36 protein-coding genes are annotated in these 23,809 nt (G+C 67.6%); 34 read left to right on the top strand and 2 right to left on the bottom strand.

What is annotated here, in order from left to right; all coding sequences use genetic code 11:
* Positions 1 to 3 precede the first annotated feature (3 nt).
* From rplC to truA, 30 genes are all read left to right on the top strand, one after another.
* A complete protein-coding gene (gene rplC / locus IE145_RS02920; RefSeq protein ID WP_006126884.1) occupies positions 4 to 648 on the top strand; it encodes a 50S ribosomal protein L3 in 645 nt (214 codons plus the stop codon).
* A gap of 4 nt (positions 649 to 652) precedes the next feature.
* A complete protein-coding gene (gene rplD, locus IE145_RS02915) occupies positions 653 to 1,303 on the top strand; it encodes a 50S ribosomal protein L4 (RefSeq protein WP_006126885.1) in 651 nt (216 codons plus the stop codon).
* A complete protein-coding gene (rplW, locus tag IE145_RS02910) occupies positions 1,303 to 1,626 on the top strand; it encodes a 50S ribosomal protein L23 (RefSeq protein ID WP_003966958.1) in 324 nt (107 codons plus the stop codon). Before rplD ends, rplW begins: the two co-directional genes overlap by 1 nt.
* A gap of 39 nt (positions 1,627 to 1,665) precedes the next feature.
* Positions 1,666 to 2,502 (top strand): 50S ribosomal protein L2, encoded by an 837-nt coding sequence (gene rplB, locus IE145_RS02905; protein WP_006126887.1) that lies wholly within the window; start codon positions 1,666 to 1,668, stop codon positions 2,500 to 2,502.
* Between the two features lie 12 nt (positions 2,503 to 2,514).
* Positions 2,515 to 2,796, top strand: a complete 282-nt coding sequence (rpsS, locus tag IE145_RS02900) for a 30S ribosomal protein S19 (protein WP_003966956.1) — start codon at positions 2,515 to 2,517, stop codon at positions 2,794 to 2,796.
* A gap of 43 nt (positions 2,797 to 2,839) precedes the next feature.
* A complete protein-coding gene (gene rplV / locus IE145_RS02895; RefSeq protein ID WP_004571827.1) occupies positions 2,840 to 3,187 on the top strand; it encodes a 50S ribosomal protein L22 in 348 nt (115 codons plus the stop codon).
* Positions 3,187 to 4,017, top strand: coding sequence for a 30S ribosomal protein S3 (gene rpsC / locus IE145_RS02890; protein ID WP_003966954.1), 831 nt, complete (start codon positions 3,187 to 3,189; stop codon positions 4,015 to 4,017). The genes rplV and rpsC overlap by 1 nt, the downstream gene beginning before the upstream one ends.
* A 5-nt stretch (positions 4,018 to 4,022) precedes the next feature.
* The gene (gene rplP, locus IE145_RS02885) at positions 4,023 to 4,442 is read left to right on the top strand and encodes a 50S ribosomal protein L16 (RefSeq protein ID WP_003966953.1); all 420 of its coding nucleotides are present in this window, start codon (positions 4,023 to 4,025) and stop codon (positions 4,440 to 4,442) included.
* The gene (rpmC, locus tag IE145_RS02880) at positions 4,442 to 4,666 is read left to right on the top strand and encodes a 50S ribosomal protein L29 (RefSeq protein ID WP_003966952.1); all 225 of its coding nucleotides are present in this window, start codon (positions 4,442 to 4,444) and stop codon (positions 4,664 to 4,666) included. Before rplP ends, rpmC begins: the two co-directional genes overlap by 1 nt.
* Positions 4,666 to 4,950 carry a 30S ribosomal protein S17 gene (rpsQ, locus tag IE145_RS02875; protein ID WP_018490820.1) on the top strand — a complete coding sequence of 95 codons (285 nt, stop codon included), beginning with the start codon at positions 4,666 to 4,668 and terminating at the stop codon, positions 4,948 to 4,950. The genes rpmC and rpsQ overlap by 1 nt, the downstream gene beginning before the upstream one ends.
* Before the next feature lie 108 nt (positions 4,951 to 5,058).
* Positions 5,059 to 5,427 (top strand): 50S ribosomal protein L14, encoded by a 369-nt coding sequence (gene rplN / locus IE145_RS02870; RefSeq protein ID WP_003966950.1) that lies wholly within the window; start codon positions 5,059 to 5,061, stop codon positions 5,425 to 5,427.
* A 2-nt stretch (positions 5,428 to 5,429) separates the two neighbouring features.
* The gene (gene rplX / locus IE145_RS02865) at positions 5,430 to 5,753 is read left to right on the top strand and encodes a 50S ribosomal protein L24 (RefSeq protein WP_003966949.1); all 324 of its coding nucleotides are present in this window, start codon (positions 5,430 to 5,432) and stop codon (positions 5,751 to 5,753) included.
* Positions 5,753 to 6,310, top strand: coding sequence for a 50S ribosomal protein L5 (rplE, locus tag IE145_RS02860; protein WP_006126888.1), 558 nt, complete (start codon positions 5,753 to 5,755; stop codon positions 6,308 to 6,310). The genes rplX and rplE overlap by 1 nt, the downstream gene beginning before the upstream one ends.
* A gap of 2 nt (positions 6,311 to 6,312) precedes the next feature.
* Positions 6,313 to 6,498: a type Z 30S ribosomal protein S14 gene (locus IE145_RS02855; RefSeq protein WP_003948630.1), complete on the top strand. Its 186-nt coding sequence runs from the start codon at positions 6,313 to 6,315 to the stop codon at positions 6,496 to 6,498.
* A 224-nt stretch (positions 6,499 to 6,722) separates the two neighbouring features.
* A complete protein-coding gene (rpsH, locus tag IE145_RS02850) occupies positions 6,723 to 7,121 on the top strand; it encodes a 30S ribosomal protein S8 (protein ID WP_003966947.1) in 399 nt (132 codons plus the stop codon).
* A 21-nt stretch (positions 7,122 to 7,142) separates the two neighbouring features.
* On the top strand, positions 7,143 to 7,682 hold the full coding sequence (rplF, locus tag IE145_RS02845; RefSeq protein ID WP_003966946.1) for a 50S ribosomal protein L6: 540 nt from the start codon (positions 7,143 to 7,145) through the stop codon (positions 7,680 to 7,682).
* 2 nt (positions 7,683 to 7,684) lie between these two features.
* The gene (gene rplR, locus IE145_RS02840; RefSeq protein WP_018490822.1) at positions 7,685 to 8,068 is read left to right on the top strand and encodes a 50S ribosomal protein L18; all 384 of its coding nucleotides are present in this window, start codon (positions 7,685 to 7,687) and stop codon (positions 8,066 to 8,068) included.
* 47 nt (positions 8,069 to 8,115) lie between these two features.
* Complete coding sequence (rpsE, locus tag IE145_RS02835; RefSeq protein ID WP_006126891.1) at positions 8,116 to 8,718, top strand: 30S ribosomal protein S5; 603 nt, start codon at positions 8,116 to 8,118, stop codon at positions 8,716 to 8,718.
* The gene (gene rpmD, locus IE145_RS02830) at positions 8,718 to 8,900 is read left to right on the top strand and encodes a 50S ribosomal protein L30 (protein ID WP_003966943.1); all 183 of its coding nucleotides are present in this window, start codon (positions 8,718 to 8,720) and stop codon (positions 8,898 to 8,900) included. The genes rpsE and rpmD overlap by 1 nt, the downstream gene beginning before the upstream one ends.
* Before the next feature lies 1 nt (position 8,901).
* Positions 8,902 to 9,357 (top strand): 50S ribosomal protein L15, encoded by a 456-nt coding sequence (gene rplO, locus IE145_RS02825; protein WP_003966942.1) that lies wholly within the window; start codon positions 8,902 to 8,904, stop codon positions 9,355 to 9,357.
* Between the two features lie 393 nt (positions 9,358 to 9,750).
* Entirely contained in the window at positions 9,751 to 11,064 is a 1,314-nt protein-coding gene (secY, locus tag IE145_RS02820; RefSeq protein WP_189518459.1) for a preprotein translocase subunit SecY, read from the top strand.
* Positions 11,064 to 11,723, top strand: coding sequence for an adenylate kinase (locus IE145_RS02815; protein WP_189518457.1), 660 nt, complete (start codon positions 11,064 to 11,066; stop codon positions 11,721 to 11,723). The genes secY and IE145_RS02815 overlap by 1 nt, the downstream gene beginning before the upstream one ends.
* Before the next feature lie 129 nt (positions 11,724 to 11,852).
* Positions 11,853 to 12,689, top strand: a complete 837-nt coding sequence (gene map / locus IE145_RS02810) for a type I methionyl aminopeptidase (RefSeq protein ID WP_032763947.1) — start codon at positions 11,853 to 11,855, stop codon at positions 12,687 to 12,689.
* 192 nt (positions 12,690 to 12,881) lie between these two features.
* The gene (gene infA / locus IE145_RS02805) at positions 12,882 to 13,103 is read left to right on the top strand and encodes a translation initiation factor IF-1 (protein ID WP_003956442.1); all 222 of its coding nucleotides are present in this window, start codon (positions 12,882 to 12,884) and stop codon (positions 13,101 to 13,103) included.
* Positions 13,104 to 13,162: 59 nt separating this feature from the next.
* Complete coding sequence (gene rpmJ / locus IE145_RS02800) at positions 13,163 to 13,276, top strand: 50S ribosomal protein L36 (RefSeq protein WP_003956441.1); 114 nt, start codon at positions 13,163 to 13,165, stop codon at positions 13,274 to 13,276.
* A gap of 195 nt (positions 13,277 to 13,471) precedes the next feature.
* Positions 13,472 to 13,852 carry a 30S ribosomal protein S13 gene (gene rpsM / locus IE145_RS02795; RefSeq protein ID WP_006126897.1) on the top strand — a complete coding sequence of 127 codons (381 nt, stop codon included), beginning with the start codon at positions 13,472 to 13,474 and terminating at the stop codon, positions 13,850 to 13,852.
* 104 nt (positions 13,853 to 13,956) lie between these two features.
* A complete protein-coding gene (gene rpsK / locus IE145_RS02790) occupies positions 13,957 to 14,361 on the top strand; it encodes a 30S ribosomal protein S11 (protein ID WP_003956432.1) in 405 nt (134 codons plus the stop codon).
* A gap of 137 nt (positions 14,362 to 14,498) precedes the next feature.
* A complete protein-coding gene (locus tag IE145_RS02785) occupies positions 14,499 to 15,521 on the top strand; it encodes a DNA-directed RNA polymerase subunit alpha (RefSeq protein WP_003966937.1) in 1,023 nt (340 codons plus the stop codon).
* Between the two features lie 188 nt (positions 15,522 to 15,709).
* Positions 15,710 to 16,213, top strand: a complete 504-nt coding sequence (gene rplQ / locus IE145_RS02780) for a 50S ribosomal protein L17 (protein ID WP_069736456.1) — start codon at positions 15,710 to 15,712, stop codon at positions 16,211 to 16,213.
* Between the two features lie 92 nt (positions 16,214 to 16,305).
* Positions 16,306 to 17,160, top strand: a complete 855-nt coding sequence (gene truA / locus IE145_RS02775; protein ID WP_189518452.1) for a tRNA pseudouridine(38-40) synthase TruA — start codon at positions 16,306 to 16,308, stop codon at positions 17,158 to 17,160.
* A gap of 22 nt (positions 17,161 to 17,182) precedes the next feature.
* On the opposite strand, the gene IE145_RS02770 is transcribed toward truA, so the two are convergent.
* Positions 17,183 to 18,034, bottom strand: a complete 852-nt coding sequence (locus tag IE145_RS02770) for a hypothetical protein (RefSeq protein ID WP_189518450.1) — start codon at positions 18,032 to 18,034, stop codon at positions 17,183 to 17,185.
* 67 nt (positions 18,035 to 18,101) lie between these two features.
* Here IE145_RS02770 and IE145_RS02765 point away from each other — a divergent pair, with 67 nt between their 5' ends.
* The 4 genes from IE145_RS02765 to glmM all read left to right on the top strand — a co-directional run bounded on the left by IE145_RS02765 (position 18,102) and on the right by glmM (position 22,811).
* Complete coding sequence (locus tag IE145_RS02765; RefSeq protein ID WP_189518448.1) at positions 18,102 to 19,721, top strand: ABC-F family ATP-binding cassette domain-containing protein; 1,620 nt, start codon at positions 18,102 to 18,104, stop codon at positions 19,719 to 19,721.
* 439 nt (positions 19,722 to 20,160) lie between these two features.
* Positions 20,161 to 20,604 carry a 50S ribosomal protein L13 gene (gene rplM / locus IE145_RS02760; RefSeq protein WP_006126902.1) on the top strand — a complete coding sequence of 148 codons (444 nt, stop codon included), beginning with the start codon at positions 20,161 to 20,163 and terminating at the stop codon, positions 20,602 to 20,604.
* 44 nt (positions 20,605 to 20,648) lie between these two features.
* Positions 20,649 to 21,176: a 30S ribosomal protein S9 gene (rpsI, locus tag IE145_RS02755; RefSeq protein WP_010058767.1), complete on the top strand. Its 528-nt coding sequence runs from the start codon at positions 20,649 to 20,651 to the stop codon at positions 21,174 to 21,176.
* Between the two features lie 276 nt (positions 21,177 to 21,452).
* On the top strand, positions 21,453 to 22,811 hold the full coding sequence (glmM, locus tag IE145_RS02750) for a phosphoglucosamine mutase (RefSeq protein ID WP_189518445.1): 1,359 nt from the start codon (positions 21,453 to 21,455) through the stop codon (positions 22,809 to 22,811).
* 32 nt (positions 22,812 to 22,843) lie between these two features.
* On the opposite strand, the gene IE145_RS02745 is transcribed toward glmM, so the two are convergent.
* Positions 22,844 to 23,809: a DUF389 domain-containing protein gene (locus IE145_RS02745; RefSeq protein WP_189518443.1), complete on the bottom strand. Its 966-nt coding sequence runs from the start codon at positions 23,807 to 23,809 to the stop codon at positions 22,844 to 22,846.

Raw genomic sequence — 23,809 nt, 5'->3', positions numbered from 1 at the left:
GAGATGAGCAAGAACATCAAGGGCGTCCTGGGCGAGAAGCTCGGCATGACCCAGGTCTGGGACGAGAACAACCGGGTTGTCCCGGTGACCGTCGTCAAGGCCGGTCCGTGCGTCGTGACGCAGGTTCGCACCAACGACAGCGACGGCTACGAAGCGGTCCAGATCGCCTTCGGCGAGATCGACCCGCGCAAGGTGAACAAGCCCCTCAAGGGTCACTTCGCCAAGGCCGACGTCACCCCGCGCCGCCACCTGGTCGAGCTCCGCACCCCTGACGCCAGCGAGTACACGCTGGGCCAGGAGGTCACCGCCGCTGTGTTCGAGTCCGGCGTCAAGGTCGACGTCACGGGCAAGAGCAAGGGCAAGGGCTTCGCCGGTGTCATGAAGCGTCACAACTTCAAGGGCCTCGGCGCCGGGCACGGCACCCAGCGCAAGCACCGTTCCCCCGGTTCCATCGGTGGCTGCGCCACCCCTGGGCGTGTCTTCAAGGGCATGCGCATGGCGGGCCGCATGGGTAACGAGCGCGTCACCACCCAGAACCTGACCATCCACGCGGTTGACGCGGAGAAGGGTCTGCTCCTCATCAAGGGCGCGGTCCCCGGTCCGAACGGCGGCCTCGTCCTGGTCCGTACCGCGGCCAAGGGGGCTTGAGGTAATGAGCACCATTGACATCCTTTCGCCGGCAGGCGACAAGGCCGGTACCGTCGAGCTCCCCGCGGAGATCTTCGACGCGAAGACCAGCGTTCCGCTGATCCACCAGGTCGTTGTCGCTCAGCTGGCGGCTGCCCGTCAGGGCACGCACAAGACCAAGCGCCGCGGTGAAGTCCGCGGTGGTGGTAAGAAGCCTTACCGCCAGAAGGGCACCGGCCGCGCCCGTCAGGGTTCGACCCGCGCCCCGCAGTTCGCCGGCGGTGGCGTCGTCCACGGCCCGCAGCCGCGTGACTACTCGCAGCGGACCCCGAAGAAGATGAAGGCCGCCGCCCTGCGCGGTGCCCTCTCGGACCGGGCCCGTCACTCCCGTATCCACGTCGTCACCGGCGTGGTCGAGGGTGCCGCCTCCACGAAGGCCGCCAAGTCGCTGCTCGGCAAGATCTCGGAGCGCCAGAACCTGCTCCTGGTCGTCGACCGTGCCGACGAGGCCGCGTGGCTGTCCGCGCGCAACCTGCCCCAGGTGCACATCCTGGAGCCGGGCCAGCTCAACACGTACGACGTGATCGTCTCTGACGACGTGGTCTTCACCCAGGCCGCTTTCGAGTCCTTCGTGTCTGGCCCCCAGACCGCTGAGACCGAAGGGAGCGACGCCTGATGAGCGAGGCGACCGTTACCAGCAAGACGTACTCGGACCCGCGTGACGTTCTCGTCAAGCCCGTGGTCTCCGAGAAGAGCTACGCGCTGCTCGACGAGAACAAGTACACGTTCATCGTCGCGCCCGGCTCCAACAAGACCCAGATCAAGCAGGCCGTCGAGGCGGTCTTCTCGGTCAAGGTCACCGGGGTCAACACGATCAACCGGCAGGGCAAGCGCAAGCGCACCCGCACCGGTTTCGGCAAGCGCGCCGACACGAAGCGCGCCATCGTGACCCTCGCCGAGGGCGACCGTATCGACATCTTCGGCGGCCCGACCTCTTAAGTGAGGTCGAGTCGTCCGGAATCGGACGAGGACTGAGAAATGGGTATCCGCAAGTACAAGCCGACGACCCCGGGCCGTCGTGGCTCCAGCGTCGCCGACTTTGTCGAGATCACGCGGTCCACGCCGGAGAAGTCGCTGGTCCGCCCCCTGCACAGCAAGGGCGGCCGTAACAACGCCGGTCGTGTGACCGTTCGCCACCAGGGCGGTGGCCACAAGCGCGCCTACCGCGTGATCGACTTCCGTCGTCACGACAAGGACGGCGTGCCGGCCAAGGTCGCGCACATCGAGTACGACCCGAACCGCACCGCGCGCATCGCGCTGCTGCACTACGCGGACGGCGAGAAGCGTTACATCGTCGCTCCCCGTGGCCTGTCGCAGGGTGACCGTGTCGAGAACGGTCCGACCGCCGACATCAAGCCCGGTAACAACCTGGCGCTGCGCAACATCCCGGTCGGTACGACCATCCACGCCATCGAGCTGCGGCCCGGCGGCGGCGCGAAGTTCGCCCGTTCCGCGGGTGCCTCCGTGCAGCTGCTGGCGAAGGAGGGCACCATGGCCCACCTTCGTATGCCGTCGGGTGAGATCCGCCTGGTCGACGCGCGCTGCCGCGCGACGATCGGTGAGGTCGGCAACGCCGAGCAGTCGAACATCAACTGGGGCAAGGCCGGCCGCATGCGCTGGAAGGGCGTCCGCCCGACCGTCCGCGGTGTCGCGATGAACCCGGTTGACCACCCGCACGGTGGTGGTGAAGGCAAGACCTCCGGTGGTCGTCACCCGGTCTCGCCGTGGGGTCAGAAGGAGGGTCGTACGCGTGCTCCCAAGAAGGCGAGCAACAAGTACATCGTCCGCCGCCGCAAGACGAACAAGAAGCGCTAGGAGCGGGTTTAGATGCCGCGCAGTCTGAAGAAGGGGCCCTTCGTCGACGGACACCTCATCAAGAAGGTGGACGTACAGAACGAGGCAGGCACCAAGAACGTCATCAAGACCTGGTCCCGTCGCTCGATGATCGTCCCGGCCATGCTGGGTCACACCATCGCGGTGCACAACGGCAAGATCCACGTCCCGGTGTTCGTCACCGAGTCGATGGTCGGCCACAAGCTCGGCGAGTTCTCGCCGACTCGCACCTTCCGCGGCCACGTCAAGGACGACCGGAAGTCGAAGCGCCGCTAAGCGCGGGGTGGAAACGACTATGACTTACACCGAAGGGACAACCATGGAAGCCAGGGCCCAGGCGCGGTACATCCGCGTCACGCCCATGAAGGCCCGCCGCGTGGTGGACCTCATCCGTGGCATGGATGCCACGGAGGCTCAGGCGGTCCTGCGTTTCGCCCCGCAGGCCGCGAGCGTGCCGGTTGGCAAGGTGCTGGACAGCGCCATCGCCAACGCAGCACACAACTACGACCACACCGACGCCTCTTCGCTGGTCATCAGCGAGGCGTACGTGGACGAGGGTCCGACCCTGAAGCGGTTCCGTCCGCGTGCCCAGGGCCGTGCCTACCGGATCCGTAAGCGGACCAGCCACATCACCGTGGTCGTCAGCAGCAAGGAAGGAACCCGGTAATGGGCCAGAAGGTAAACCCGCACGGGTTCCGGCTCGGCATCACCACGGACTTCAAGTCCCGCTGGTACGCCGACAAGCTGTACAAGGACTACGTCAAGGAAGACGTCGCCATTCGTCGCATGATGACGAAGGGCATGGAGCGGGCCGGCATCTCGAAGGTCGAGATCGAGCGCACCCGCGACCGCGTCCGCGTTGACATCCACACCGCCCGCCCGGGCATCGTCATCGGTCGCCGCGGCGCCGAGGCCGATCGCATCCGCGGCGAGCTGGAGAAGCTGACCGGCAAGCAGGTCCAGCTGAACATCCTCGAGGTCAAGAACCCCGAGGTGGACGCTCAGCTGGTGGCCCAGGCCGTCGCCGAGCAGCTCTCCTCCCGCGTCTCCTTCCGTCGGGCCATGCGCAAGAGCATGCAGTCCTCGATGAAGGCCGGCGCCAAGGGCATCAAGATCCAGTGCGGCGGCCGCCTCGGCGGCGCCGAGATGTCCCGCTCGGAGTTCTACCGCGAGGGCCGTGTGCCCCTGCACACGCTCCGTGCGAACGTCGACTACGGCTTCTTCGAGGCCAAGACGACCTTCGGCCGCATCGGCGTGAAGGTCTGGATCTACAAGGGCGACGTCAAGAACATCGCCGAGGTTCGCGCCGAGAACGCCGCGGCCCGCGCCGGTAACCGTCCGGCTCGTGGCGGCGCTGACCGCCCGGCCGGCCGCGGTGGCCGTGGTGGCGAGCGTGGCGGTCGCGGCCGTAAGCCGCAGCAGTCGCCGGCAGCCGAGGCCCCCAAGGCCGACGCCGCCGCTGCTCCGGCTGCTGAGAGCACCGGAACGGAGGCCTGACCGAAATGCTGATCCCCCGTAGGGTCAAGCACCGCAAGCAGCACCACCCGAAGCGCAGCGGTATGTCCAAGGGTGGCACGCAGGTTGCGTTCGGCGAGTACGGCATCCAGGCGCTGACCCCGGCGTACGTGACGAACCGTCAGATCGAGTCCGCTCGTATCGCGATGACCCGTCACATCAAGCGTGGCGGCAAGGTCTGGATCAACATCTACCCGGACCGTCCCCTGACGAAGAAGCCCGCCGAGACCCGCATGGGTTCCGGTAAGGGTTCTCCCGAGTGGTGGATCGCGAACGTCAAGCCCGGTCGGGTGATGTTCGAGCTGTCCTACCCGAACGAGAAGATTGCTCGTGAGGCGCTCACCCGCGCTGCTCACAAGCTTCCGATGAAGTGCCGGATCGTTCGGCGCGAGGCAGGTGAGTCGTGATGTCGGCCGGTACCAAGGCGTCCGAGCTGCGCGAGCTGGGCGACGAGGAGCTCCTCAACAAGCTCCGCGAAGCCAAGGAAGAGCTGTTCAACCTCCGCTTCCAGGCGGCGACGGGCCAGCTCGAGAACCACGGCCGGCTCAAGTCCGTCCGTAAGGACATCGCCCGGATCTACACCCTGATGCGTGAGCGCGAGCTGGGCATCGAGACGGTGGAGAGCGCCTGATGAGCGAGAAGACTGTGACTGAGACGAACACCGAGCGCGGTTTCCGCAAGACCCGTGAGGGTCTGGTCGTCAGCGACAAGATGGACAAGACCGTCGTCGTCGCTGTCGAGGACCGCGTCAAGCACGCGCTGTACGGCAAGGTCATCCGCCGTACGAACAAGCTCAAGGCCCACGACGAGCAGAACTCCGCCGGCGTCGGCGACCGCGTCCTCATCATGGAGACGCGTCCGCTGTCCGCCTCGAAGCGCTGGCGCATCGTCGAGATCCTCGAGAAGGCCAAGTAATTCCTGAGGGGTTTCCCTCAGGTCAGTTCCGCCAGGCTCGGTGAGGGAGCCGCGTAAGTCGCTTACGTGGCTCCCCACCGGGAACCGGCAGACGATCAGGAGATAGACGTGATCCAGCAGGAGTCGCGACTGCGTGTCGCCGACAACACGGGTGCGAAGGAAATTCTCACCATTCGTGTTCTCGGTGGCTCGGGTCGCCGCTACGCGGGTATCGGTGACGTCATCGTCGCCACCGTCAAGGACGCGATCCCCGGTGGCAACGTGAAGAAGGGTGACGTCGTCAAGGCCGTCATCGTTCGCACCGTCAAGGAGCGTCGTCGTCAGGATGGCTCGTACATCCGCTTCGACGAGAACGCCGCCGTCATTCTGAAGAACGACGGCGACCCCCGCGGCACCCGCATCTTCGGCCCGGTGGGCCGGGAGCTGCGCGAGAAGAAGTTCATGAAGATCATCTCGCTCGCGCCGGAGGTGCTGTAAGCATGAAGATCAAGAAGGGCGACCTGGTCCAGGTCATCACCGGTAAGGACAAGGGCAAGCAGGGCAAGGTCATCGTGGCCTACCCCGCTCAGGACCGCGTCCTCGTCGAGGGTGTCAACCGGGTCAAGAAGCACACCAAGGCCGGTCAGACGGCTCGCGGTTCGCAGACGGGTGGCATTGTGACCACCGAGGCCCCGATCCACGTCAGCAACGTTCAGCTTGTTGTGGAGAAGGACGGCAACAAGGTTGTCACCCGCGTCGGCTACCGCTTTGACGACGAGGGCAACAAGATCCGCGTTGCCAAGCGGACCGGTGAGGACATCTGATGACTGCCACCACTGCGCCGCGTCTCAAGACGCGCTACCGCGAGGAAATCGCCGGCAAGCTGCGTGAGGAGTTCTCGTACGAGAACGTCATGCAGGTTCCCGGTCTGGTCAAGATCGTGGTCAACATGGGTGTGGGCGACGCCGCCCGCGACTCCAAGCTGATCGACGGGGCCGTCCGCGACCTCACCACGATCACCGGCCAGAAGCCGGCCGTCACGAAGGCCCGCAAGTCCATCGCGCAGTTCAAGCTGCGCGAGGGTCAGCCGATCGGCTGCCACGTCACCCTCCGCGGTGACCGGATGTGGGAGTTCCTGGACCGTACGCTGTCGCTCGCGCTGCCGCGTATCCGTGACTTCCGTGGCCTGTCGCCGAAGCAGTTCGACGGCCGTGGCAACTACACCTTCGGTCTCACGGAGCAGGTCATGTTCCACGAGATCGACCAGGACAAGATCGACCGGGTCCGGGGCATGGACATCACCGTGGTCACCACGGCGACCAACGACGACGAGGGTCGTGCCCTCCTTCGTCACCTCGGCTTCCCGTTCAAGGAGAACTGACCGTGGCGAAGAAGGCTCTGATCGCTAAGGCCGCCCGTAAGCCGAAGTTCGGCGTTCGCGGGTACACCCGCTGCCAGCGCTGCGGCCGGCCCCACTCCGTCTACCGCAAGTTCGGCCTGTGCCGCGTGTGCCTTCGTGAGATGGCTCACCGTGGCGAGCTGCCGGGCGTGACCAAGAGCTCCTGGTAACTCTCCTTCGCCCCCTGGGCGTTGGAAGTTCCCGGAGACTCTCGGTAAGCATCTGGTCGGCAGGAGCCCCACCTTTCATGCCGTAGGCTTGAAGGGTTGGGCGCCTGCCGCCCAAGACCGACTTACTACGCCGTAGGTCCCCGCACCGCACCCGTCCCGCCAGTGAGTGGGGAGAGGGATGGCGCATACAGGAAACCCCGGCGAGAGAGGCCGAAGGCCAATTCATGACCATGACTGATCCCATCGCAGACATGCTCACGCGTCTGCGTAACGCGAACTCGGCGTACCACGACTCCGTCGTGATGCCGCACAGCAAGATCAAGTCGCACATCGCGGAGATCCTCCAGCAGGAGGGCTTCATCACCGGCTGGAAGGTCGAGGACGCCGAGGTCGGCAAGAACCTCGTCCTGGAGCTGAAGTTCGGCCCGAACCGCGAGCGTTCGATCGCCGGCATCAAGCGCATCTCGAAGCCGGGTCTGCGTGTTTACGCAAAGTCCACCAACCTGCCGAAGGTCCTCGGCGGCCTGGGCGTGGCGATCATCTCCACGTCCCACGGTCTCCTGACCGGCCAGCAGGCAGGCAAGAAGGGCGTAGGTGGGGAAGTCCTCGCCTACGTCTGGTAGTCGGGAAAGGAAGGAAAGCTCATGTCGCGAATCGGCAAGCTCCCCATCCAGGTTCCCGCCGGTGTGGACGTCACCATCGATGGCCGTACGGTCGCGGTGAAGGGCCCCAAGGGTTCCCTCACGCACACCGTCGCCGCGCCGATCGAGGTCTCCAAGGGTGAGGACGGCGTTCTGAACGTCACCCGCCCGAACGACGAGCGTCAGAACAAGGCCCTCCACGGCCTGTCCCGCACGCTGGTGGCGAACATGATCACCGGCGTGACCGCGGGTTACTCCAAGGCGCTCGAGATCAGCGGTGTCGGTTACCGCGTCCAGGCGAAGGGCTCCAACCTGGAGTTCGCCCTGGGCTACAGCCACCCGATCCTCATCGAGGCGCCGGAAGGCATCACCTTCAAGGTCGAGTCGCCCACGAAGCTCAGCGTCGAGGGCATCGACAAGCAGAAGGTCGGCGAGGTGGCCGCCAACATCCGCAAGCTGCGGAAGCCCGACCCGTACAAGGCCAAGGGCGTCAAGTACGCGGGCGAGGTCATCCGCCGCAAGGTCGGAAAGGCTGGTAAGTAGCCATGGCATACGGTGTGAAGATCGCCAAGGGCGACGCGTACAAGCGCGCTGCTCGCAAGCGGCGCCACATCCGCGTCCGCAAGCACCTGTCGGGTTCGCCGGAGCGGCCCCGTCTGGTCGTGACGCGTTCCAACCGCCACATCGTGGCCCAGGTCATCGACGACATCGCGGGCCACACGCTCGCCTCGGCGTCGACCCTGGACACCTCGATCCGTGGTGGCGAGGGCGACAAGAGCGCCCAGGCCAAGCAGGTCGGCGCCCTGGTCGCCGAGCGTGCCAAGGCTGCAGGCGTCGAGGCCGTCGTGTTTGACCGCGGTGGTAACCAGTACGCCGGGCGGATTGCCGCTCTGGCTGACGCCGCCCGTGAAGCCGGGCTGAAGTTCTAAGCCCCGGTTCCTACGCACAGCGGACGTAACAGAGAGAGGTAATTCCCATGGCTGGACCCCAGCGCCGCGGAAGCGGTGCCGGTGGCGGCGAGCGGCGGGACCGGAAGGGCCGCGACGGTGGCGCAGCCGCCGAGAAGACCGCGTACGTCGAGCGCGTCGTCGCGATCAACCGCGTCGCCAAGGTTGTGAAGGGTGGTCGTCGCTTCAGCTTTACCGCGCTGGTCGTGGTGGGCGACGGTGACGGCACGGTCGGTGTCGGATACGGCAAGGCCAAGGAAGTTCCCGCGGCCATCGCCAAGGGTGTCGAAGAGGCCAAGAAGAACTTCTTCAAGGTCCCGCGCATCCAGGGCACCATCCCTCACCCGATCACGGGCGAGAAGGCAGCGGGCGTCGTCCTGCTCAAGCCGGCTTCCCCCGGTACCGGTGTTATCGCCGGTGGCCCGGTGCGTGCCGTGCTCGAGTGCGCCGGCGTTCACGACATCCTGTCGAAGTCGCTTGGCTCGTCCAACGCGATCAACATTGTGCACGCGACCGTGGAGGCCCTGAAGGGCCTGCAGCGTCCCGAGGAGATCGCGGCCCGCCGCGGTCTGCCCCTCGAGGACGTCGCCCCCGCGGCTCTGCTTCGTGCGCGTGCGGGAGCGGGTGCGTAATGGCTCGCCTCAAGATCACGCAGACGAAGTCGTACATCGGCAGCAAGCAGAACCACCGCGACACCCTGCGTTCGCTCGGGCTCAAGCGCCTGAACGACTCGGTTGTCAAGGAGGACCGCCCCGAGTTCCGCGGAATGGTGCACACCGTCCGCCACCTCGTGACGGTTGAGGAGGTTGACTGACATGGCGGAGAACAGCCCGCTGAAGGCCCACAACCTCCGGCCTGCCCCGGGCGCCAAGACCGCCAAGACCCGTGTGGGTCGTGGTGAGGCGTCCAAGGGTAAGACCGCAGGCCGTGGTACCAAGGGTACGAAGGCCCGTTACCAGGTTCCGGAGCGCTTCGAGGGTGGCCAGATGCCCCTCCACATGCGTCTCCCGAAGCTCAAGGGCTTCAAGAACCCGTTCCGCACGGAGTACCAGGTCGTGAACCTGGACAAGCTCGCGACGCTCTACCCCGAGGGTGGAGAGGTCACGGTGGCCGACCTGGTCGCCAAGGGTGCCGTGCGCAACAACCACCTCGTCAAGGTCCTCGGACAGGGCGAGATCTCCGTGGCACTGCAGGTTTCGGTTGACGCCGTCTCCGGCTCCGCCAAGGAGAAGATCACCGCCGCCGGCGGTACGGTCACCGAGCTCGTCTGAGCCGCGGGACAGAACTGAGCCTGGCCGGCTGCCTCCTCGGAGGTGGCCGGCCGGGCTTTTTTTCGTGTCCGAGACCACTTCGGTGCGATATACGGGAACCGTAAAGGCTCGGGAAAGGTTGAACGGGTGTCCACCGCACCGGCGGTGGGGGAGCGGAGGGGCGTTCACGTCCCAAATGGTGTGGCTTGGCCGGTCTTTCGCGACGCGGGCCGGGAAGCGGGCCGTGCACCGGTGTGCGGTGCGTGTTTCCTGCTCAGTCCCGGGCCGGGTAGGGTAGCGCCGTTAATCTTTTGTGGCCTCCTTACGATGTAGGGCTGCCTTGTATCCGATCCCGTCCAGTCCCATCCAGACCCGTCGCCTCTGACGCACAGCGCGGGGGTCGCAGGAGGCACCGTGTTCACCGCGTTCGCCCGAGCGTTCAAGACGCCCGACCTGCGCAAGAAGCTGCTCTTCACGCTCGGCATCATCGTGATCTACCGGCTCGGGGCGCACATCCCGGCCCCCGGCGTCGACTACACGAAGGTGCAGCAGTGCATCGACCAGGCCGACTCGGGTGGTCTCCTCGGTCTGATGCAGATGTTCAGCGGTGGCGCCCTGCTGCAGATCACCATCTTCGCGCTCGGCATCATGCCGTACATCACGGCCAGCATCATTCTGCAGCTGCTGACCGTCGTGATCCCGCGCCTGGAAGCCCTGAAGAAGGAGGGGCAGTCCGGCACGGCGAAGATCACGCAGTACACGCGTTATCTGACGGTCGCGCTGGCCGTCCTCCAGGGCACCGGCCTCGTCGCCACAGCCCGCAGCGGCGCGCTCTTCCAGAACTGTTCCGTGGGCGATCAGATCGTCGCGGACAAGTCGGTCTTCACCACGGTCATCATGGTCATCACGATGACCGCCGGTACGGCCGCCGTCATGTGGCTCGGTGAGCTGATCACCGACCGCGGCATCGGCAACGGCATGTCGATCCTCATGTTCATCTCGATCGCCGCCACGTTCCCCGGCGCCCTGTGGGCCATCAAGGAGAGCGGCAAGCTGGCCGACGGCTGGATCGAGTTCGGCACCGTCATCCTCATCGGCTTCGTCATGGTCGGCCTCGTCGTCTTCGTCGAGCAGGCCCAGCGCCGCATCCCGGTGCAGTACGCGAAGCGCATGATCGGGCGCCGTTCCTACGGCGGTACGTCCACGTACATCCCGCTGAAGGTGAACCAGGCCGGTGTGATTCCGGTCATCTTCGCCTCGTCGCTGCTGTACATCCCGGCGCTGATCGTCCAGTTCTCCAACTCCCAAGCGGGGTGGGCGACCTGGATCACGGACAACTTCGTGCAGCAGAACGAGCCGTACTACATGGTGGCGTACTTCCTGCTGATCGTCTTCTTCGCGTTCTTCTATGTGGCCATCTCGTTCAACCCCGACGAGGTCGCCGACAACATGAAGAAGTATGGTGGCTTCATCCCGGGTATCCGCGCAGGTCGTCCTACTGCCGAGTACCTGAGCTACGTGCTCAACCGGATCACTTGGCCAGGCTCGCTGTACCTGGCCCTGATCGCTCTTGTGCCGACGATGGCGTTGGCGGGCTTCGGCGGTGCGAACGCGAACTTCCCGTTCGGCGGGACGAGCATCCTGATCATCGTGGGTGTGGGTCTGGAAACCGTGAAGCAGATCGAGAGTCAGCTCCAGCAGCGCAATTACGAAGGGTTCCTCCGCTGATGCGCATCGTCCTCGTCGGGCCTCCGGGTGCCGGCAAGGGAACGCAGGCTGCGTACCTTGCCCACAACCTCTCGATTCCGCACATCTCCACGGGCGACCTCTTCCGCGCCAACATGAGCCAGGGCACCGACCTTGGCAAGCAGGCCCGCGCCTACATCGACGCGGGTCAGCTGGTGCCGGACGAAGTCACCATCGGGATGGCCAAGGACCGCATGTCCCAGCCGGACGCCGTGAACGGCTTCCTGCTGGACGGCTTCCCGCGGAACGTGGGCCAGGCCGAAGCCCTTGACGTGATGCTCAAGGACGAGGGCGTGAAGCTCGACGCGGTCCTCGACCTGGAGGTCCCCGAGGAAGAGGTCGTCAAGCGGATCGCGGGCCGCCGCGTCTGCCGCAGGGACAGCGCGCACGTCTTCCACCTGTCGTACAGCCCGCCGAAGGCCGAGGGCGTCTGCGACGTCTGCGGCGGCGAGCTGTACCAGCGCCACGACGACAGCGAGGAGACGGTCCGTACCCGGCTGGAGGTCTACCACACGCAGACCGAGCCGATCATCGACTACTACCGGGCCCAGGGCCTGGTGGTGACCATCTCCGCGCTCGGCGAGGTCGCGGACGTGACCGCCCGCGCGATGGCGGCGCTGAAGCCCTCCGACGAGGGCTGAGCGTCCCCCGCACCACCCGCTGTGCAAGCCGGCCGCGGCGCCTCTGGGCGCCGCGGCCGACTGCTTGCCCCGTATCGTTGAAAATGCCGAGCCGTACCCGTCACCGTCGATGCAGAGAGGCGCCGAGCAATGGTGCAGATCAAGACCCCCGAGCAGATCGCGAAGATGCGCGAGGCGGGCCTGGTGGTCGCTGCCATTCACGCCGCCACCCGTGAGGCGGCCGTGCCCGGAGCCACCACGCACGACCTGGACCAGGTCGCCCGCAAGGTGATCGCCGACCACGGCGCCAAGTCGAACTTCCTCGGGTACGGCGGGTTCCCCGCGACCATCTGCACCTCGGTCAACGAGGTCGTCGTCCACGGCATCCCGGACGAGAAGACGGTCCTCAAGGACGGCGACATCATCTCGATCGACGCCGGCGCGATCGTGGACGGCTGGCACGGTGACGCGGCCTACACCGCCTTCGTGGGCACCGGTCACGCTCCGGAGCTGGTCGAGCTCTCCCGGGTGACCGAGGAGTCGATGTGGGCCGGGATCGCCGCGATGAAGGTGAACAACCGGCTGGTCGACATCTCCCGGGCCATCGAGACCTACATCCGCCGCCAGCCCCGCCCGGCGACCGGGAAGTACGGGATCATCGAGGACTTCGGCGGCCATGGCATCGGCACCGAGATGCACATGGACCCGCATCTGCTGAACTACGTCTCCCGTAAGCGCGGCAAGGGCATCAAGCTGGTCCCCGGCGTCTGCCTGGCGATCGAGCCGATGGTCTCGCTCGGCACCGCGCGGACGGAGACCCTCGCCGACGACTGGACGGTCATCACGACGGACGGCACCTGGTCCTCGCACTGGGAGCACTCCATCGCGCTGACCGAGCAGGGCCCGCTGGTCCTGACCTCGCCGGACTGCGGCAAGGCGAAGCTCGCGGAGTACGGGATCGAGGCGGCGCCCGACCCCCTGGGCTGAGGCGCCCCGACACAACCCTTCCGGCAGGTCTAAGGATCACCGGGAGTGGGCAAACTTGACGGATTCGTCTTTTGGAGTCCGCTGACGTAGACTGACTCGTCGGCTCTGGTGCATCCGTGTGTCCACATGCAATCGCATGGCGGGCACGGGATGGCGGGAGCCGATCAAGGTAGCCGATTCGAAAGGCGAAGCGTGGCCAAGAAGCAAGGTGCCATCGAGATTGAGGGCACCGTGATCGAGTCCCTCCCGAACGCAATGTTCAAGGTGGAGCTCCAGAACGGTCACAAGGTCCTGGCGCACATCAGCGGCAAGATGCGGATGCACTACATCCGTATCCTCCCCGATGACCGGGTTGTGGTGGAGCTCTCTCCGTACGACCTCACGCGTGGCCGGATCGTCTACCGCTACAAGTAGATCTTGCCCGCACCCCGTTTCGGCGGGTGATGGCACTGACCCGGAGAACCTGACATCCCATGAAGGTCAAGCCGAGCGTCAAGAAGATCTGCGACAAGTGCAAGGTGATCCGCCGTCACGGTCGGGTCATGGTCATCTGCGACAACCTGCGCCACAAGCAGCGCCAGGGCTGACGCACGACCGCCTGCATCTCGCAGTTCTTCGCGCGACGCACGTAATACGTACATACGCAGTACCCGTCCAAGCCACGGCTGACGACACCTCCGGCGGGGGCCGGGGACCCGGACGTACCACTGCTCCTTCGGGAGCGGTCGGCGGTCGGGAGTGGCACTGCGGAAGACCCCCGATCTAACAACTGGAGCCATTGAATGGCACGCGTTTCAGGTGTTGACATCCCGCGCGAAAAGCGCGTGGAGGTCGCCCTCACCTACGTCTTCGGTATCGGGCGCACCCGGTCCAAGGAGATCCTCGCCGCCACCGGCGTGAACCCGAACACCCGCGTTCGTGACCTGGCCGAGGAAGACCTCGTCAAGATCCGCGAGCACGTGGACGCCAACCTCCGCACCGAGGGTGACCTCCGCCGTGAGGTCCAGGCGAACATCCGCCGCAAGGTCGAGATCGGCTGCTACCAGGGCATCCGCCACCGTCGTGGCCTGCCCGTCCACGGTCAGCGCACCAGCACGAACGCTCGTACCCGCAAGGGCCCGCGTCGCGCCATCGCCGGTAAGAAGAAGCCGGGCAAGAAGTAGTCCTCAGCGGACGCACTGCGGACCTCCGGTCTCCCGGAGCACGCAGCAACCAGCGGTCTTCGCTGTAGGACCGATCACCTCCCCTCTCCATCTGGAGTCAAGACATGCCCCCCAAGGGTCGTCAGGGCGCAGCCAAGAAGGTGCGTCGCAAGGAAAAGAAGAACGTCGCTCATGGCCACGCGCACATCAAGAGCACGTTCAACAACACCATCGTCTCGATCACGGACCCCTCGGGCAACGTGATCTCCTGGGCCTCCGCCGGCCACGTCGGCTTCAAGGGCTCGCGCAAGTCCACCCCCTTCGCCGCGCAGATGGCCGCCGAGTCGGCCGCCCGCCGCGCGCAGGAGCACGGCATGCGCAAGGTCGACGTCTTCGTCAAGGGTCCCGGCTCCGGCCGTGAGACCGCGATCCGTTCGCTCCAGGCCACCGGCCTGGAGGTCGGTTCGATCCAGGACGTCACCCCGACGCCGCACAACGGCTGCCGTCCGCCGAAGCGTCGTCGCGTCTGACCCGCTACGGCCGGTGACGGCCGTGCGTCAGTAGCGCCGGGTCCGGGCGGTACACCTCTTACGGGGCGTACCGCCCGTACCCTTGTTACATCTGTCGGGCATCAAATAGTGGGTGCCCACGACTGAAGGATCACCGCATGCTTATCGCTCAGCGTCCGTCGCTGACCGAAGAGGTCGTCGACGAGTTCCGCTCCCGGTTCGTGATCGAGCCGCTGGAGCCGGGCTTCGGCTACACCCTCGGCAACTCCCTCCGCCGTACGCTCCTCTCCTCGATCCCCGGTGCCGCTGTCACCAGCATCCGGATCGACGGTGTCCTGCACGAGTTCACCACCGTGCCGGGCGTCAAGGAGGACGTCACCGACCTCATCCTCAACATCAAGCAGCTGGTCGTCTCCTCGGAGCACGACGAGCCGGTCGTGATGTACCTGCGCAAGCAGGGCCCGGGTCTGGTCACCGCCGCTGACATCGCGCCCCCGGCCGGTGTGGAGGTGCACAACCCCGACCTCGTTCTCGCCACGCTCAACGGCAAGGGCAAGCTGGAGATGGAGCTGACCGTCGAGCGCGGTCGCGGCTACGTCTCCGCCGTCCAGAACAAGCAGGTCGGCCAGGAGATCGGCCGCATCCCGGTCGACTCCATCTACTCGCCGGTGCTCAAGGTCACGTACAAGGTCGAGGCGACCCGTGTCGAGCAGCGCACCGACTTCGACAAGCTGATCGTCGACGTCGAGACCAAGCAGGCCATGCGTCCCCGTGACGCCATGGCGTCGGCCGGTAAGACCCTGGTCGAGCTGTTCGGTCTGGCGCGCGAGCTCAACATCGACGCCGAGGGCATCGACATGGGCCCGTCCCCGACGGACGCCGCTCTCGCCGCCGATCTGGCTCTGCCGATCGAGGAGCTGGAGCTCACGGTCCGTTCGTACAACTGCCTCAAGCGCGAGGGCATCCACTCCGTGGGTGAGCTCGTGGCCCGTTCCGAGGCGGACCTGCTCGACATCCGCAACTTCGGTGCGAAGTCGATCGACGAGGTCAAGGCGAAGCTGGCCGGTATGGGCCTCGCGCTGAAGGACTCGCCTCCCGGCTTCGACCCGACCGCCGCCGCCGACGCCTTCGGCGCGGACGACGACGCGGACGCCGGTTTCGTGGAGACCGAGCAGTACTGAGTCCCCTCCCGGCCGGGGTGCCCGGTTTCGCGGGTGCCCCTGGCCGGGGCTGAGGCTTCGTCCTCCATCGCCGGACGGGCTTGATGAATCGAGCCCGGCCGGCAGCTACGACTTCCGTGGGGCGTCCGCCGCACGGGAACTGACACCGGTACCTGATACGGCCGGTGCAGCACACAAGGAGAAACACCATGCCGCGTCCCACCAAGGGAGCCCGTTTCGGCGGTAGCGCCGCTCACGAGAAGCTGCTTCTCGCGAACCTGGCGAAGTCGCTGTTCGAGCACGGCCGCATCACGACGACCGAGGCCAAGGCCCGCCGCCTGCGCCCCGTCGCCGAGCGCCTCGTCACCAAGGCGAAGAAGGGCGACATCCACAACCGTCGCCTGGTGCTCCAGACGATCACGGACAAGAGCGTCGTCCACACGCTCTTCACCGAGATCGCTCCCCGGTACGAGAACCGCCCCGGTGGTTACACCCGTATCACCAAGATCGGCAACCGTCGTGGCGACAACGCCCCGATGGCGGTCATCGAGCTGGTCGAGGCGCTGACCGTGGCCCAGCAGGCCACCGGTGAGGCCGAGGCCGCCACAAAGCGCGCGGTCAAGGAAGACGCCCTCAAGAAGGACGAGGCCCCCGCGGCCGAAGCCGTCGAGGACGCCAAGCCGGCCGACGACGCGGAGTCCAAGGACGCCTGAGCGTTCTGAGACGGACCACGGGACGGGCCCGCATCACCCTTCGGGGCGGTGCGGGCCCGTTTCGCTGACCAGGGTGTGGAGAGGGAGACGCGGTGAGTGACCAGGCCGAGCCCGGTTTCGTACGGGTACGACTGGACCTGTCCTACGACGGCAAGGACTTCTCCGGCTGGGCGAAGCAGACCAGCCGGCGCACGGTGCAGGGGGAGATCGAGGACGCGCTGCGGACCGTGACCCGGTCAGCGGTGACGTACGACCTGACGGTGGCGGGCCGTACGGACGCCGGGGTGCACGCGCGCGGCCAGGTGGCCCACGTCGATCTGCCGGAGGCGGTCTGGGCCGAGCACGAGGAGAAGCTGCTGAGGCGGCTGGCGGGCCGGCTGCCGCTGGACGTGCGGATCTGGCGGGCGGCCCCCGCCCCGCCGGGGTTCAACGCCCGTTTCTCCGCGCTGTGGCGGCGGTACGCCTACCGTGTCGGCGACCGGCCCGGCGGGGTCGACCCGCTGACCCGTGGTCATGTGCTGTGGCACGACCGGCCGTTGGACCTGGACGCGATGAACGAGGCGGCCGCGCTGATGGTCGGAGAGCACGACTTCGCCGCGTACTGCAAGAAGCGCGAGGGCGCGACGACCATCCGTACGCTCCAGAAGCTGAGCTGGGTACGGGATCCGGAGTCGGGGGTCCTGACCGCGACCGTGCAGGCGGACGCGTTCTGCCACAACATGGTGCGGGCGCTGATCGGGGCGGCGTTGTTCGTCGGCGACGGGCGCCGCCCGGCCTCCTGGCCCGCCGAGGTGCTGGCGGCGAAGGTGCGCGACCCCGGGGTGCACGTGGTGCGCCCGCACGGGCTGACGCTGGAGGAAGTGGCCTACCCGGCGGACGACTTGCTGGCGGCGCGGGCCCAGGAGGCCCGGAACGTGCGGACGTTGCCGGGGGCGGGCTGCTGCTGACCCTCGGTCCCCGGGCGTCGGGTCAGCCGTTGGGGTCGGCGACGGCCTGCGAGGCCTGGAGCTGGCCCCGGCGGTGGATCTGACGGAAGGTGAAGTTCGTCAGGTCCTTGTTGACCGCGTAGACGTTCTCGTCGGCGGTGGTGACCCGCTTGCCGTTGAGGAAGCCGCCGATGGTGAAGTAGGCGTAGCGGCCGTACGAGTTGGATGTGCGCAGGCAGACCGTGCCGCCCCGGCAGAAGGTGTCGACGCCCCCGCCGCTGAGCGAGGCGAGACCGCCGGATGCCTGGTCGACGGCCTTCTTCGCACGGGCCTCCGTCTCGAAGACGGCGACGCCGACCGTGACGGCCACCCCGTCCTTGCGGTAGGTGGCCCGGATGAGCTGCGTGCAGCCGTTGTTCGTGAGGACGGAGCCGAGGGCGCCCTGGGTGCCGGTGGCGCACTTCGCGGAGCTGCTCGTCGCCCCCTTGAGGTGGACGCGGTCGCCCATGGTGAGCTTCTTGCCGGGGAAGAACCCGTCGACGGTGACCGGCGCCTTGTCCTTGTCGGCGCTGGATATGAAGTCCTTGGGGTCCGGCGGGGGCGGCGGGGCGACCGAGGAGAACGAGGGCTGGGGCGCGGAGGTGTCCTCGGGGAGCTCGGCGGGGGCGGGCAGTTGGCTCGCGTTCTTGTCGGCCTTGCCGGTGCCGCCGCCGTTCGACGTGACCACGGCGGTGGTCACGATCGCGCCGATCGCGACGGTGGCCAGGGCCCCGCCGCCGATCATCAGCAGTTTCTTGCGGCGGGCCCGCGCGGCCGACTGATCCGCCAGCGCCGCCCAGTCCGGTGTCCCGTCACCCCCGGGCCCCCAGGAGGCCCCCCCTTGCCCAAAGCTCATGCGCGCAGTTTAGGGGGTGCGGTAAACCGGTTGGGCCAGGAGTTCGTGGACCGTGACAATGCTCGGTATGGGACATCTCGAAGCGGGCCATCTTGAGTACTACCTTCCGGACGGGCGGGTGCTGCTCGGCGATGCCTCGTTCCGGGTGGCCGACGGGGCGGTCGTCGCGCTCGTCGGGGCGAACGGGGCGGGCAAGACGACCTTGCTGCGCCTCCTCGCCGGCGAGCTCCAGCCGCACGGCGGCACGGTGTCGGTGAGCGGCGGGCTCGGGGTGATGCCGCAGTTCGTGGGCTCGGTGCGGGACGAGCGGACCGTACGGGACCTGCTGGTGTCGGTCTCACAGCCGAGGATCCGGGAGGCGGCGAAGGCGGTCGACGCGGCCGAGGAGAAGATCCTCACCGTCGATGACGAGGCCGCGCAGATGGCGTACGCGCAGGCGCTGAGCGACTGGGCGGAGGCGCGCGGGTACGAGGCCGAGACCGTCTGGGACATGTGCACGATGGCCGCACTGGGCGTCCCGTACGACAAGGCGCAGTGGCGCGAGGTGCGCACGCTCAGCGGCGGTGAGCAGAAGCGGCTGGTGCTGGAGGCGCTGCTGCGCGGGCCCGACGAGGTGCTGCTCCTGGACGAGCCGGACAACTATCTGGACGTGCCGGGAAAGCGGTGGCTGGAGGAGAAGCTGAAGGAGACCCGTAAGACGGTCCTCTTCGTCTCCCACGACCGGGAGCTGCTGTCCCGGGCCGCCGAGAAGATCGTCAGCGTCGAGCCGAGCCCGGCGGGCAGCGATGTGTGGGTGCACGGTGGCGGCTTCGCGACCTACCACGACGCGCGCAAGGAGCGGTTCGCGCGGTTCGAGGAGCTGCTGCGGCGCTGGCAGGAGGAGCATGCCCGGCTGAAGGCGCTCGTCCTGCGGATGCGGCAGCAGGCGGCGAACAGCCCGGACATGGCGAACCGCTACCACGCGATGCAGACCCGCTTCAAGAAGTTCGAGGAGGCCGGACCGCCGCCGGAGCCGCCGCGCGAGCAGGACATCAGGATGCGGCTGCGCGGCGGGCGGACCGGGGTGCGGGCGGTGACCTGCAAGGGTCTGGAGCTGACCGGGCTGATGAAACCGTTCGACCTGGAGATCTTCTACGGGGAACGGGTCGCGGTCCTCGGCTCCAACGGGTCCGGCAAGTCGCACTTCCTGCGGCTGCTGGCGGGGGAGCCGGTGGCGCACACGGGGGAGTGGAAGCTCGGGGCGCGGGTCGTGCCCGGGCACTTCGCGCAGACCCATGCGCACCCGGAGCTGCTGGGGAAGACGCTGGTGGACATCCTCTGGTCCGAGCACGCCAAGGACCGGGGCGGGGCGATGTCGGTGCTGCGGCGGTACGAGCTGGAGCGGCAGGGGGACCAGGCGTTCGAGAAGCTGTCCGGCGGGCAGCAGGCGCGGTTCCAGATCCTGCTGCTGGAGCTGGCGGGGACGACCGCGCTGCTGCTGGACGAGCCGACGGACAACCTGGACCTGGAGTCGGCGGAGGCGCTGCAGGACGGGCTGGAGTCGTACGACGGCACGGTGATGGCCGTCACGCACGACCGGTGGTTCGCGAAGTCGTTCGACCGGTATCTGGTGTTCGGGTCGGACGGGGTGGTGCGGGAGACGGCGGAGCCGGTGTGGGACGAGCGGAGGGTTGAGCGGGTGCGGTGAGCTTGGTGGGGGTGCGGTGTGCCGTGCGGCGCCGTTGCGGGGGCGCTGCCCCCGGGCCCCCGCGCCTCAAACGCCGGCGGGGCTGAAAGGATCGCCTCAAACGCCGGCGGGGCTGGAGGGGTGCGGCGGGGCTGAAAGGATCGCCTCAAGCGCCGACGGGACCGAGTGGTGCCGCTGGGGCTGGAGGGGGTGCGGCGGGGGCGGGTCTTCGGGTCGGGGTGTTTTGACCCCTGTGGGGGGTCGACGGTAGGCTTCCTCTTTGTTATGCGTATCGGCCGCGCCCCCGTGGCGCTCAGGGCCCTTACGTAGGTTCTCTGGAGCAGTTACCAGTGGCTCGCATACGGGCAGCGTCCCGGCAGTGTGAGCCCCAGCTGCATGATCGCTTCAGGGGTGCCATGTGTTGTCTGGACCTCATCCACTAAGAAGCGAAGGCTACGAAGTGCGTACGTACAGCCCCAAGCCCGGCGATGTCACTCGCCAGTGGCACATCATCGACGCTCAGGACATCGTCCTGGGCCGTCTCGCCACCACGGCTGCGAACCTCCTCCGGGGTAAGCACAAGGCGATCTACGCCCCCCACATGGACATGGGCGACTTCGTCATCATCATCAACGCCGACAAGGTGCACCTGTCCGGCAACAAGAAGACCCAGAAGATGGCGTACCGCCACTCGGGCTTCCCGGGCGGTCTCCGTTCGGTGCGCTACGACGAGCTGCTGGCGAAGAACCCCGAGAAGGCCGTCGAGAAGGCCATCAAGGGCATGATCCCCAAGAACACCCTGGGCCGTCAGGTGCTCTCGAAGCTCAAGGTCTACGCGGGCGACCAGCACCCGCACGCTGCTCAGCAGCCGGTCCCGTTCGAGATCACCCAGGTCGCGCAGTAGTTCCGGCCACCCCCTAAGACGTACAGAAAGATCTGAGGAGAATCGTGGCCGAGACCACTGTTGAGAACCCCGTCGAGGGCACCGAGGGCGAGGAGACCTTCGCCGAGGTGACCACCTTCGAGTCCGAGGTTCCCGTCGAGGGCGAGTACACCAGCGAGTCCCTCGCGGGCCGCTTCGGTGACCCGCAGCCCGCCGCCGGCCTGGGCCGTCGCAAGAACGCCATCGCCCGCGTCCGGATCGTTCCGGGCACCGGCAAGTGGAAGATCAACGGTCGCACCCTTGAGGACTACTTCCCCAACAAGGTGCACCAGCAGGAAGTCAACGAGCCCTTCAAGGTGCTTGAGCTCGACGGCCGCTACGACGTCATCGCCCGCATCTCGGGTGGCGGCGTCTCCGGTCAGGCCGGCGCCCTGCGCCTCGGCGTGGCCCGCGCGCTGAACGAGGCGGACGTGGACAACAACCGCGCCACGCTGAAGAAGGCCGGCTTCCTCTCCCGCGACGACCGTGCGGTCGAGCGCAAGAAGGCCGGTCTCAAGAAGGCCCGTAAGGCCCCGCAGTACAGCAAGCGCTAAATATCGCCTGCTCGACTGTCACGTTCGCCCCGGCGGCACACTCCGTGCTGCCGGGGCGTTCGTTTATCGACCCTCGCGGGCGTATAACGGCATGAGACGTTCATCGGTCCGGTTGCGTCATACCGGCGCCCAGCCTGCGCCCGTGCCCGCGCCGGGCCCGAGCGATGCCGTCCGGCATACCTTTTTTGTGGTTTTTCGCCGCTTTCGTTGTTGGTTTCTCAGTTCGTTTGCTGTGCAGTAGTGGTTTGTGGTTTCGGAGCACTTCGGAGGACACCAGTGGGACGACTCTTCGGTACGGATGGAGTACGGGGTGTCGCCAACGCCGATCTGACGGCCGAGCTGGCGCTCGGTCTCTCGGTCGCGGCGGCGCACGTACTCGCCGAGGCAGGCACCTTCGCGGGCCATCGCCCGACCGCCGTGGTCGGACGTGATCCGCGGGCATCCGGAGAGTTCCTGGAGGCCGCCGTCGTGGCGGGCCTGGCCAGCGCCGGGGTGGACGTGCTGCGCGTCGGCGTGCTGCCGACACCCGCGGTCGCCCACCTCACCGGGGTCCTCGACGCCGACCTCGGTGTGATGCTCTCCGCCAGCCACAACGCGATGCCCGACAACGGCATCAAGTTCTTCGCGCGTGGCGGCCACAAGCTCGCCGACGAGCTGGAGGACCGGATCGAGACGGTCTACGAGCAGCACCGCACCGGTGAGCCGTGGAACCGCCCGACCGGCGCCGGCGTCGGCCGGGTCTCCGACTACGCGGAGGGCTTCGACCGGTACGTCGCCCACCTCATCGGTGTCCTCCCCAACCGGCTCGACGGTCTGAAGGTCGTCCTGGACGAGGCGCACGGCGCCGCCGCCCGGGTCTCGCCCGCCGCGTTCGCCCGGGCCGGTGCCGAGGTCGTCACCATCGGGGCCGACCCGGACGGCCTGAACATCAACGACGGCTGCGGCTCCACCCACCTGGAGCTGCTGCGCGCCGCCGTCGTCGAGCACGGGGCCGACCTCGGCATCGCGCACGACGGGGACGCCGACCGCTGCCTGGCCGTGGACGCGGCGGGCGAGGAGGTCGACGGCGACCAGATCCTCGCCGTGCTGGCCCTCGCCATGCGGGAGGCCGGGCAGCTGCGCAAGGACACCGTGGTCGGCACGGTCATGTCGAACCTCGGCTTCAAGCTGGCCATGGAGCGCGAGGGCATCCGGCTCGTCCAGACGGCGGTCGGCGACCGGTACGTCCTGGAGTCGATGAAGGCCGAGGGCTTCGCGCTGGGCGGCGAGCAGTCCGGTCACGTCATCGTCCTGGACCACGCCACGACCGGCGACGGCACGCTGACCGGCCTGATGCTGGCCGCCCGCGTCGCCGCCACCGGGCGGAGCCTCGCCGAGTTGGCCGGGGTCATGCAGCGCCTGCCGCAGGTCCTCATCAACGTCCCCGACGTCGACAAGACCCGGGTGAACACCTCGGCCGAGCTGGCCGCGGCGGTCGTCGAGGCGGAGCACGAGCTCGGCGAGAGCGGGCGCGTCCTGCTGCGCCAGTCGGGTACGGAGCCGCTGGTGCGGGTCATGGTCGAGGCCGCCGACATCGAGCAGGCGCGGGCCGTCGCGGGCCGACTGGCCGATGTGGTGAAGTCCGCGCTGGGGTGACGCCCTGAGCCGTACGGCCGGTCAGCGGTCCGTCAAGCTCCCACCGAGGCCCCCGGCGTGCTCGCCGGGGGCTTTCGCGTACGACAGAGCTTCCACAGGCCCTTCTGGAGCAGCAGCGTCAGCGTGCCCGCCAGGACGATGCCGCCGAGGTTGGCGAGGAGCTGCTGGCCCGAGCCGATCGTCTGCTGGTAGTCGGCGTAGCTGAACGCGACGGCCGCGTTGGCCGCGGCCGGGACCGTCGTCACGGAGATCGCCACGCCGATCAGGGCCCCGGACTTCGCCGAGGTGAGGGAGAGGGTTCCGGCGACGCCGGCCAGGAACGCGACGACGAACGACATCCGGTCCGGGTGCCAGATGAAGCCGGTGTTCGGCCGGGGCCTGTCGATCATGTCGCGGGTGAACAGGCCGAACGCGTCCAGCAGCCAGGCGAACCCGGCCGTCACGACCATCGCCAGCGCGAAGCCGCCGATCAGCGCCCACAGCGAGCGGGCGACCAGGCGCGGAGCGCCCTGGACGACGGCCGTGGAGATCCCGGCCAGCGGACCGAACTCCGGGCCGACCGCCATCGCGCCCACGATCAGCACCGCGTTGTCGAGCATCACGCCGCAGGCGGCGAGCATCGTGGCGAGGGCCAGGAAGGAGACGTAGGTGAGGGAGAACGTCGACTCCTCGTGCGTCGCCTCCGTCAGCTCCTCCCACAGCACCGCGTCGGCGCTGTCGCCCGGGGCCTCGCGCTCGGCTCTGTCGGCGTGCGAGGAGAGGGTGAGGTCGAGGTTCTCGACGCTGATCGCCCCGGTTCTTTCGATGCCGAGCCGGCGCAGCGCCTCGATCAGCTCGTCACCGGCCTCGCGCGCCACGTCGCACATCACGACGTCTCCCGCGGGCGAGCGGGCGGCGCCCGGCAGGACCACGAGGTGGGCGGTGCCGACGGTGGACCCCAGGAGGGCGACAACCTCGTCCGTGGTGTCGGCGGGCACGATCAGACGCAGGTGCAGCAC

Source organism: Streptomyces sindenensis, assembly GCF_014649035.1.
Lineage (GTDB): Bacteria > Actinomycetota > Actinomycetes > Streptomycetales > Streptomycetaceae > Streptomyces > Streptomyces sindenensis.
Note: the sequence above shows the minus strand (reverse complement) of the source record. Positions and strands in the feature narration are given on the sequence as shown.

Coding starts and splice junctions, on each gene's coding strand:
- rplO (WP_003966942.1), top strand. CDS start 8,902: ATGGCGGAGAACAGCCCGCTGAAGGCCCACAACCTCCGGCCTGCCCCG.
- rpsK (WP_003956432.1), top strand. CDS start 13,957: ATGCCCCCCAAGGGTCGTCAGGGCGCAGCCAAGAAGGTGCGTCGCAAG.
- rplV (WP_004571827.1), top strand. CDS start 2,840: ATGGAAGCCAGGGCCCAGGCGCGGTACATCCGCGTCACGCCCATGAAG.
- rpsM (WP_006126897.1), top strand. CDS start 13,472: ATGGCACGCGTTTCAGGTGTTGACATCCCGCGCGAAAAGCGCGTGGAG.
- rpsS (WP_003966956.1), top strand. CDS start 2,515: ATGCCGCGCAGTCTGAAGAAGGGGCCCTTCGTCGACGGACACCTCATC.
- rpsQ (WP_018490820.1), top strand. CDS start 4,666: ATGAGCGAGAAGACTGTGACTGAGACGAACACCGAGCGCGGTTTCCGC.
- rplC (WP_006126884.1), top strand. CDS start 4: ATGAGCAAGAACATCAAGGGCGTCCTGGGCGAGAAGCTCGGCATGACC.
- rplE (WP_006126888.1), top strand. CDS start 5,753: ATGACTGCCACCACTGCGCCGCGTCTCAAGACGCGCTACCGCGAGGAA.
- IE145_RS02770 (WP_189518450.1), bottom strand. CDS start 18,034: ATGAGCTTTGGGCAAGGGGGGGCCTCCTGGGGGCCCGGGGGTGACGGG.
- rplD (WP_006126885.1), top strand. CDS start 653: ATGAGCACCATTGACATCCTTTCGCCGGCAGGCGACAAGGCCGGTACC.
- rplB (WP_006126887.1), top strand. CDS start 1,666: ATGGGTATCCGCAAGTACAAGCCGACGACCCCGGGCCGTCGTGGCTCC.
- rplR (WP_018490822.1), top strand. CDS start 7,685: ATGGCATACGGTGTGAAGATCGCCAAGGGCGACGCGTACAAGCGCGCT.
- rplX (WP_003966949.1), top strand. CDS start 5,430: ATGAAGATCAAGAAGGGCGACCTGGTCCAGGTCATCACCGGTAAGGAC.
- IE145_RS02815 (WP_189518457.1), top strand. CDS start 11,064: ATGCGCATCGTCCTCGTCGGGCCTCCGGGTGCCGGCAAGGGAACGCAG.
- IE145_RS02765 (WP_189518448.1), top strand. CDS start 18,102: ATGGGACATCTCGAAGCGGGCCATCTTGAGTACTACCTTCCGGACGGG.
- rpmD (WP_003966943.1), top strand. CDS start 8,718: ATGGCTCGCCTCAAGATCACGCAGACGAAGTCGTACATCGGCAGCAAG.
- rpmC (WP_003966952.1), top strand. CDS start 4,442: ATGTCGGCCGGTACCAAGGCGTCCGAGCTGCGCGAGCTGGGCGACGAG.
- rpsH (WP_003966947.1), top strand. CDS start 6,723: ATGACCATGACTGATCCCATCGCAGACATGCTCACGCGTCTGCGTAAC.
- rpmJ (WP_003956441.1), top strand. CDS start 13,163: ATGAAGGTCAAGCCGAGCGTCAAGAAGATCTGCGACAAGTGCAAGGTG.
- rplW (WP_003966958.1), top strand. CDS start 1,303: ATGAGCGAGGCGACCGTTACCAGCAAGACGTACTCGGACCCGCGTGAC.
- rplF (WP_003966946.1), top strand. CDS start 7,143: ATGTCGCGAATCGGCAAGCTCCCCATCCAGGTTCCCGCCGGTGTGGAC.
- rplQ (WP_069736456.1), top strand. CDS start 15,710: ATGCCGCGTCCCACCAAGGGAGCCCGTTTCGGCGGTAGCGCCGCTCAC.
- map (WP_032763947.1), top strand. CDS start 11,853: ATGGTGCAGATCAAGACCCCCGAGCAGATCGCGAAGATGCGCGAGGCG.
- IE145_RS02785 (WP_003966937.1), top strand. CDS start 14,499: ATGCTTATCGCTCAGCGTCCGTCGCTGACCGAAGAGGTCGTCGACGAG.
- rpsC (WP_003966954.1), top strand. CDS start 3,187: ATGGGCCAGAAGGTAAACCCGCACGGGTTCCGGCTCGGCATCACCACG.
- rplP (WP_003966953.1), top strand. CDS start 4,023: ATGCTGATCCCCCGTAGGGTCAAGCACCGCAAGCAGCACCACCCGAAG.
- rpsE (WP_006126891.1), top strand. CDS start 8,116: ATGGCTGGACCCCAGCGCCGCGGAAGCGGTGCCGGTGGCGGCGAGCGG.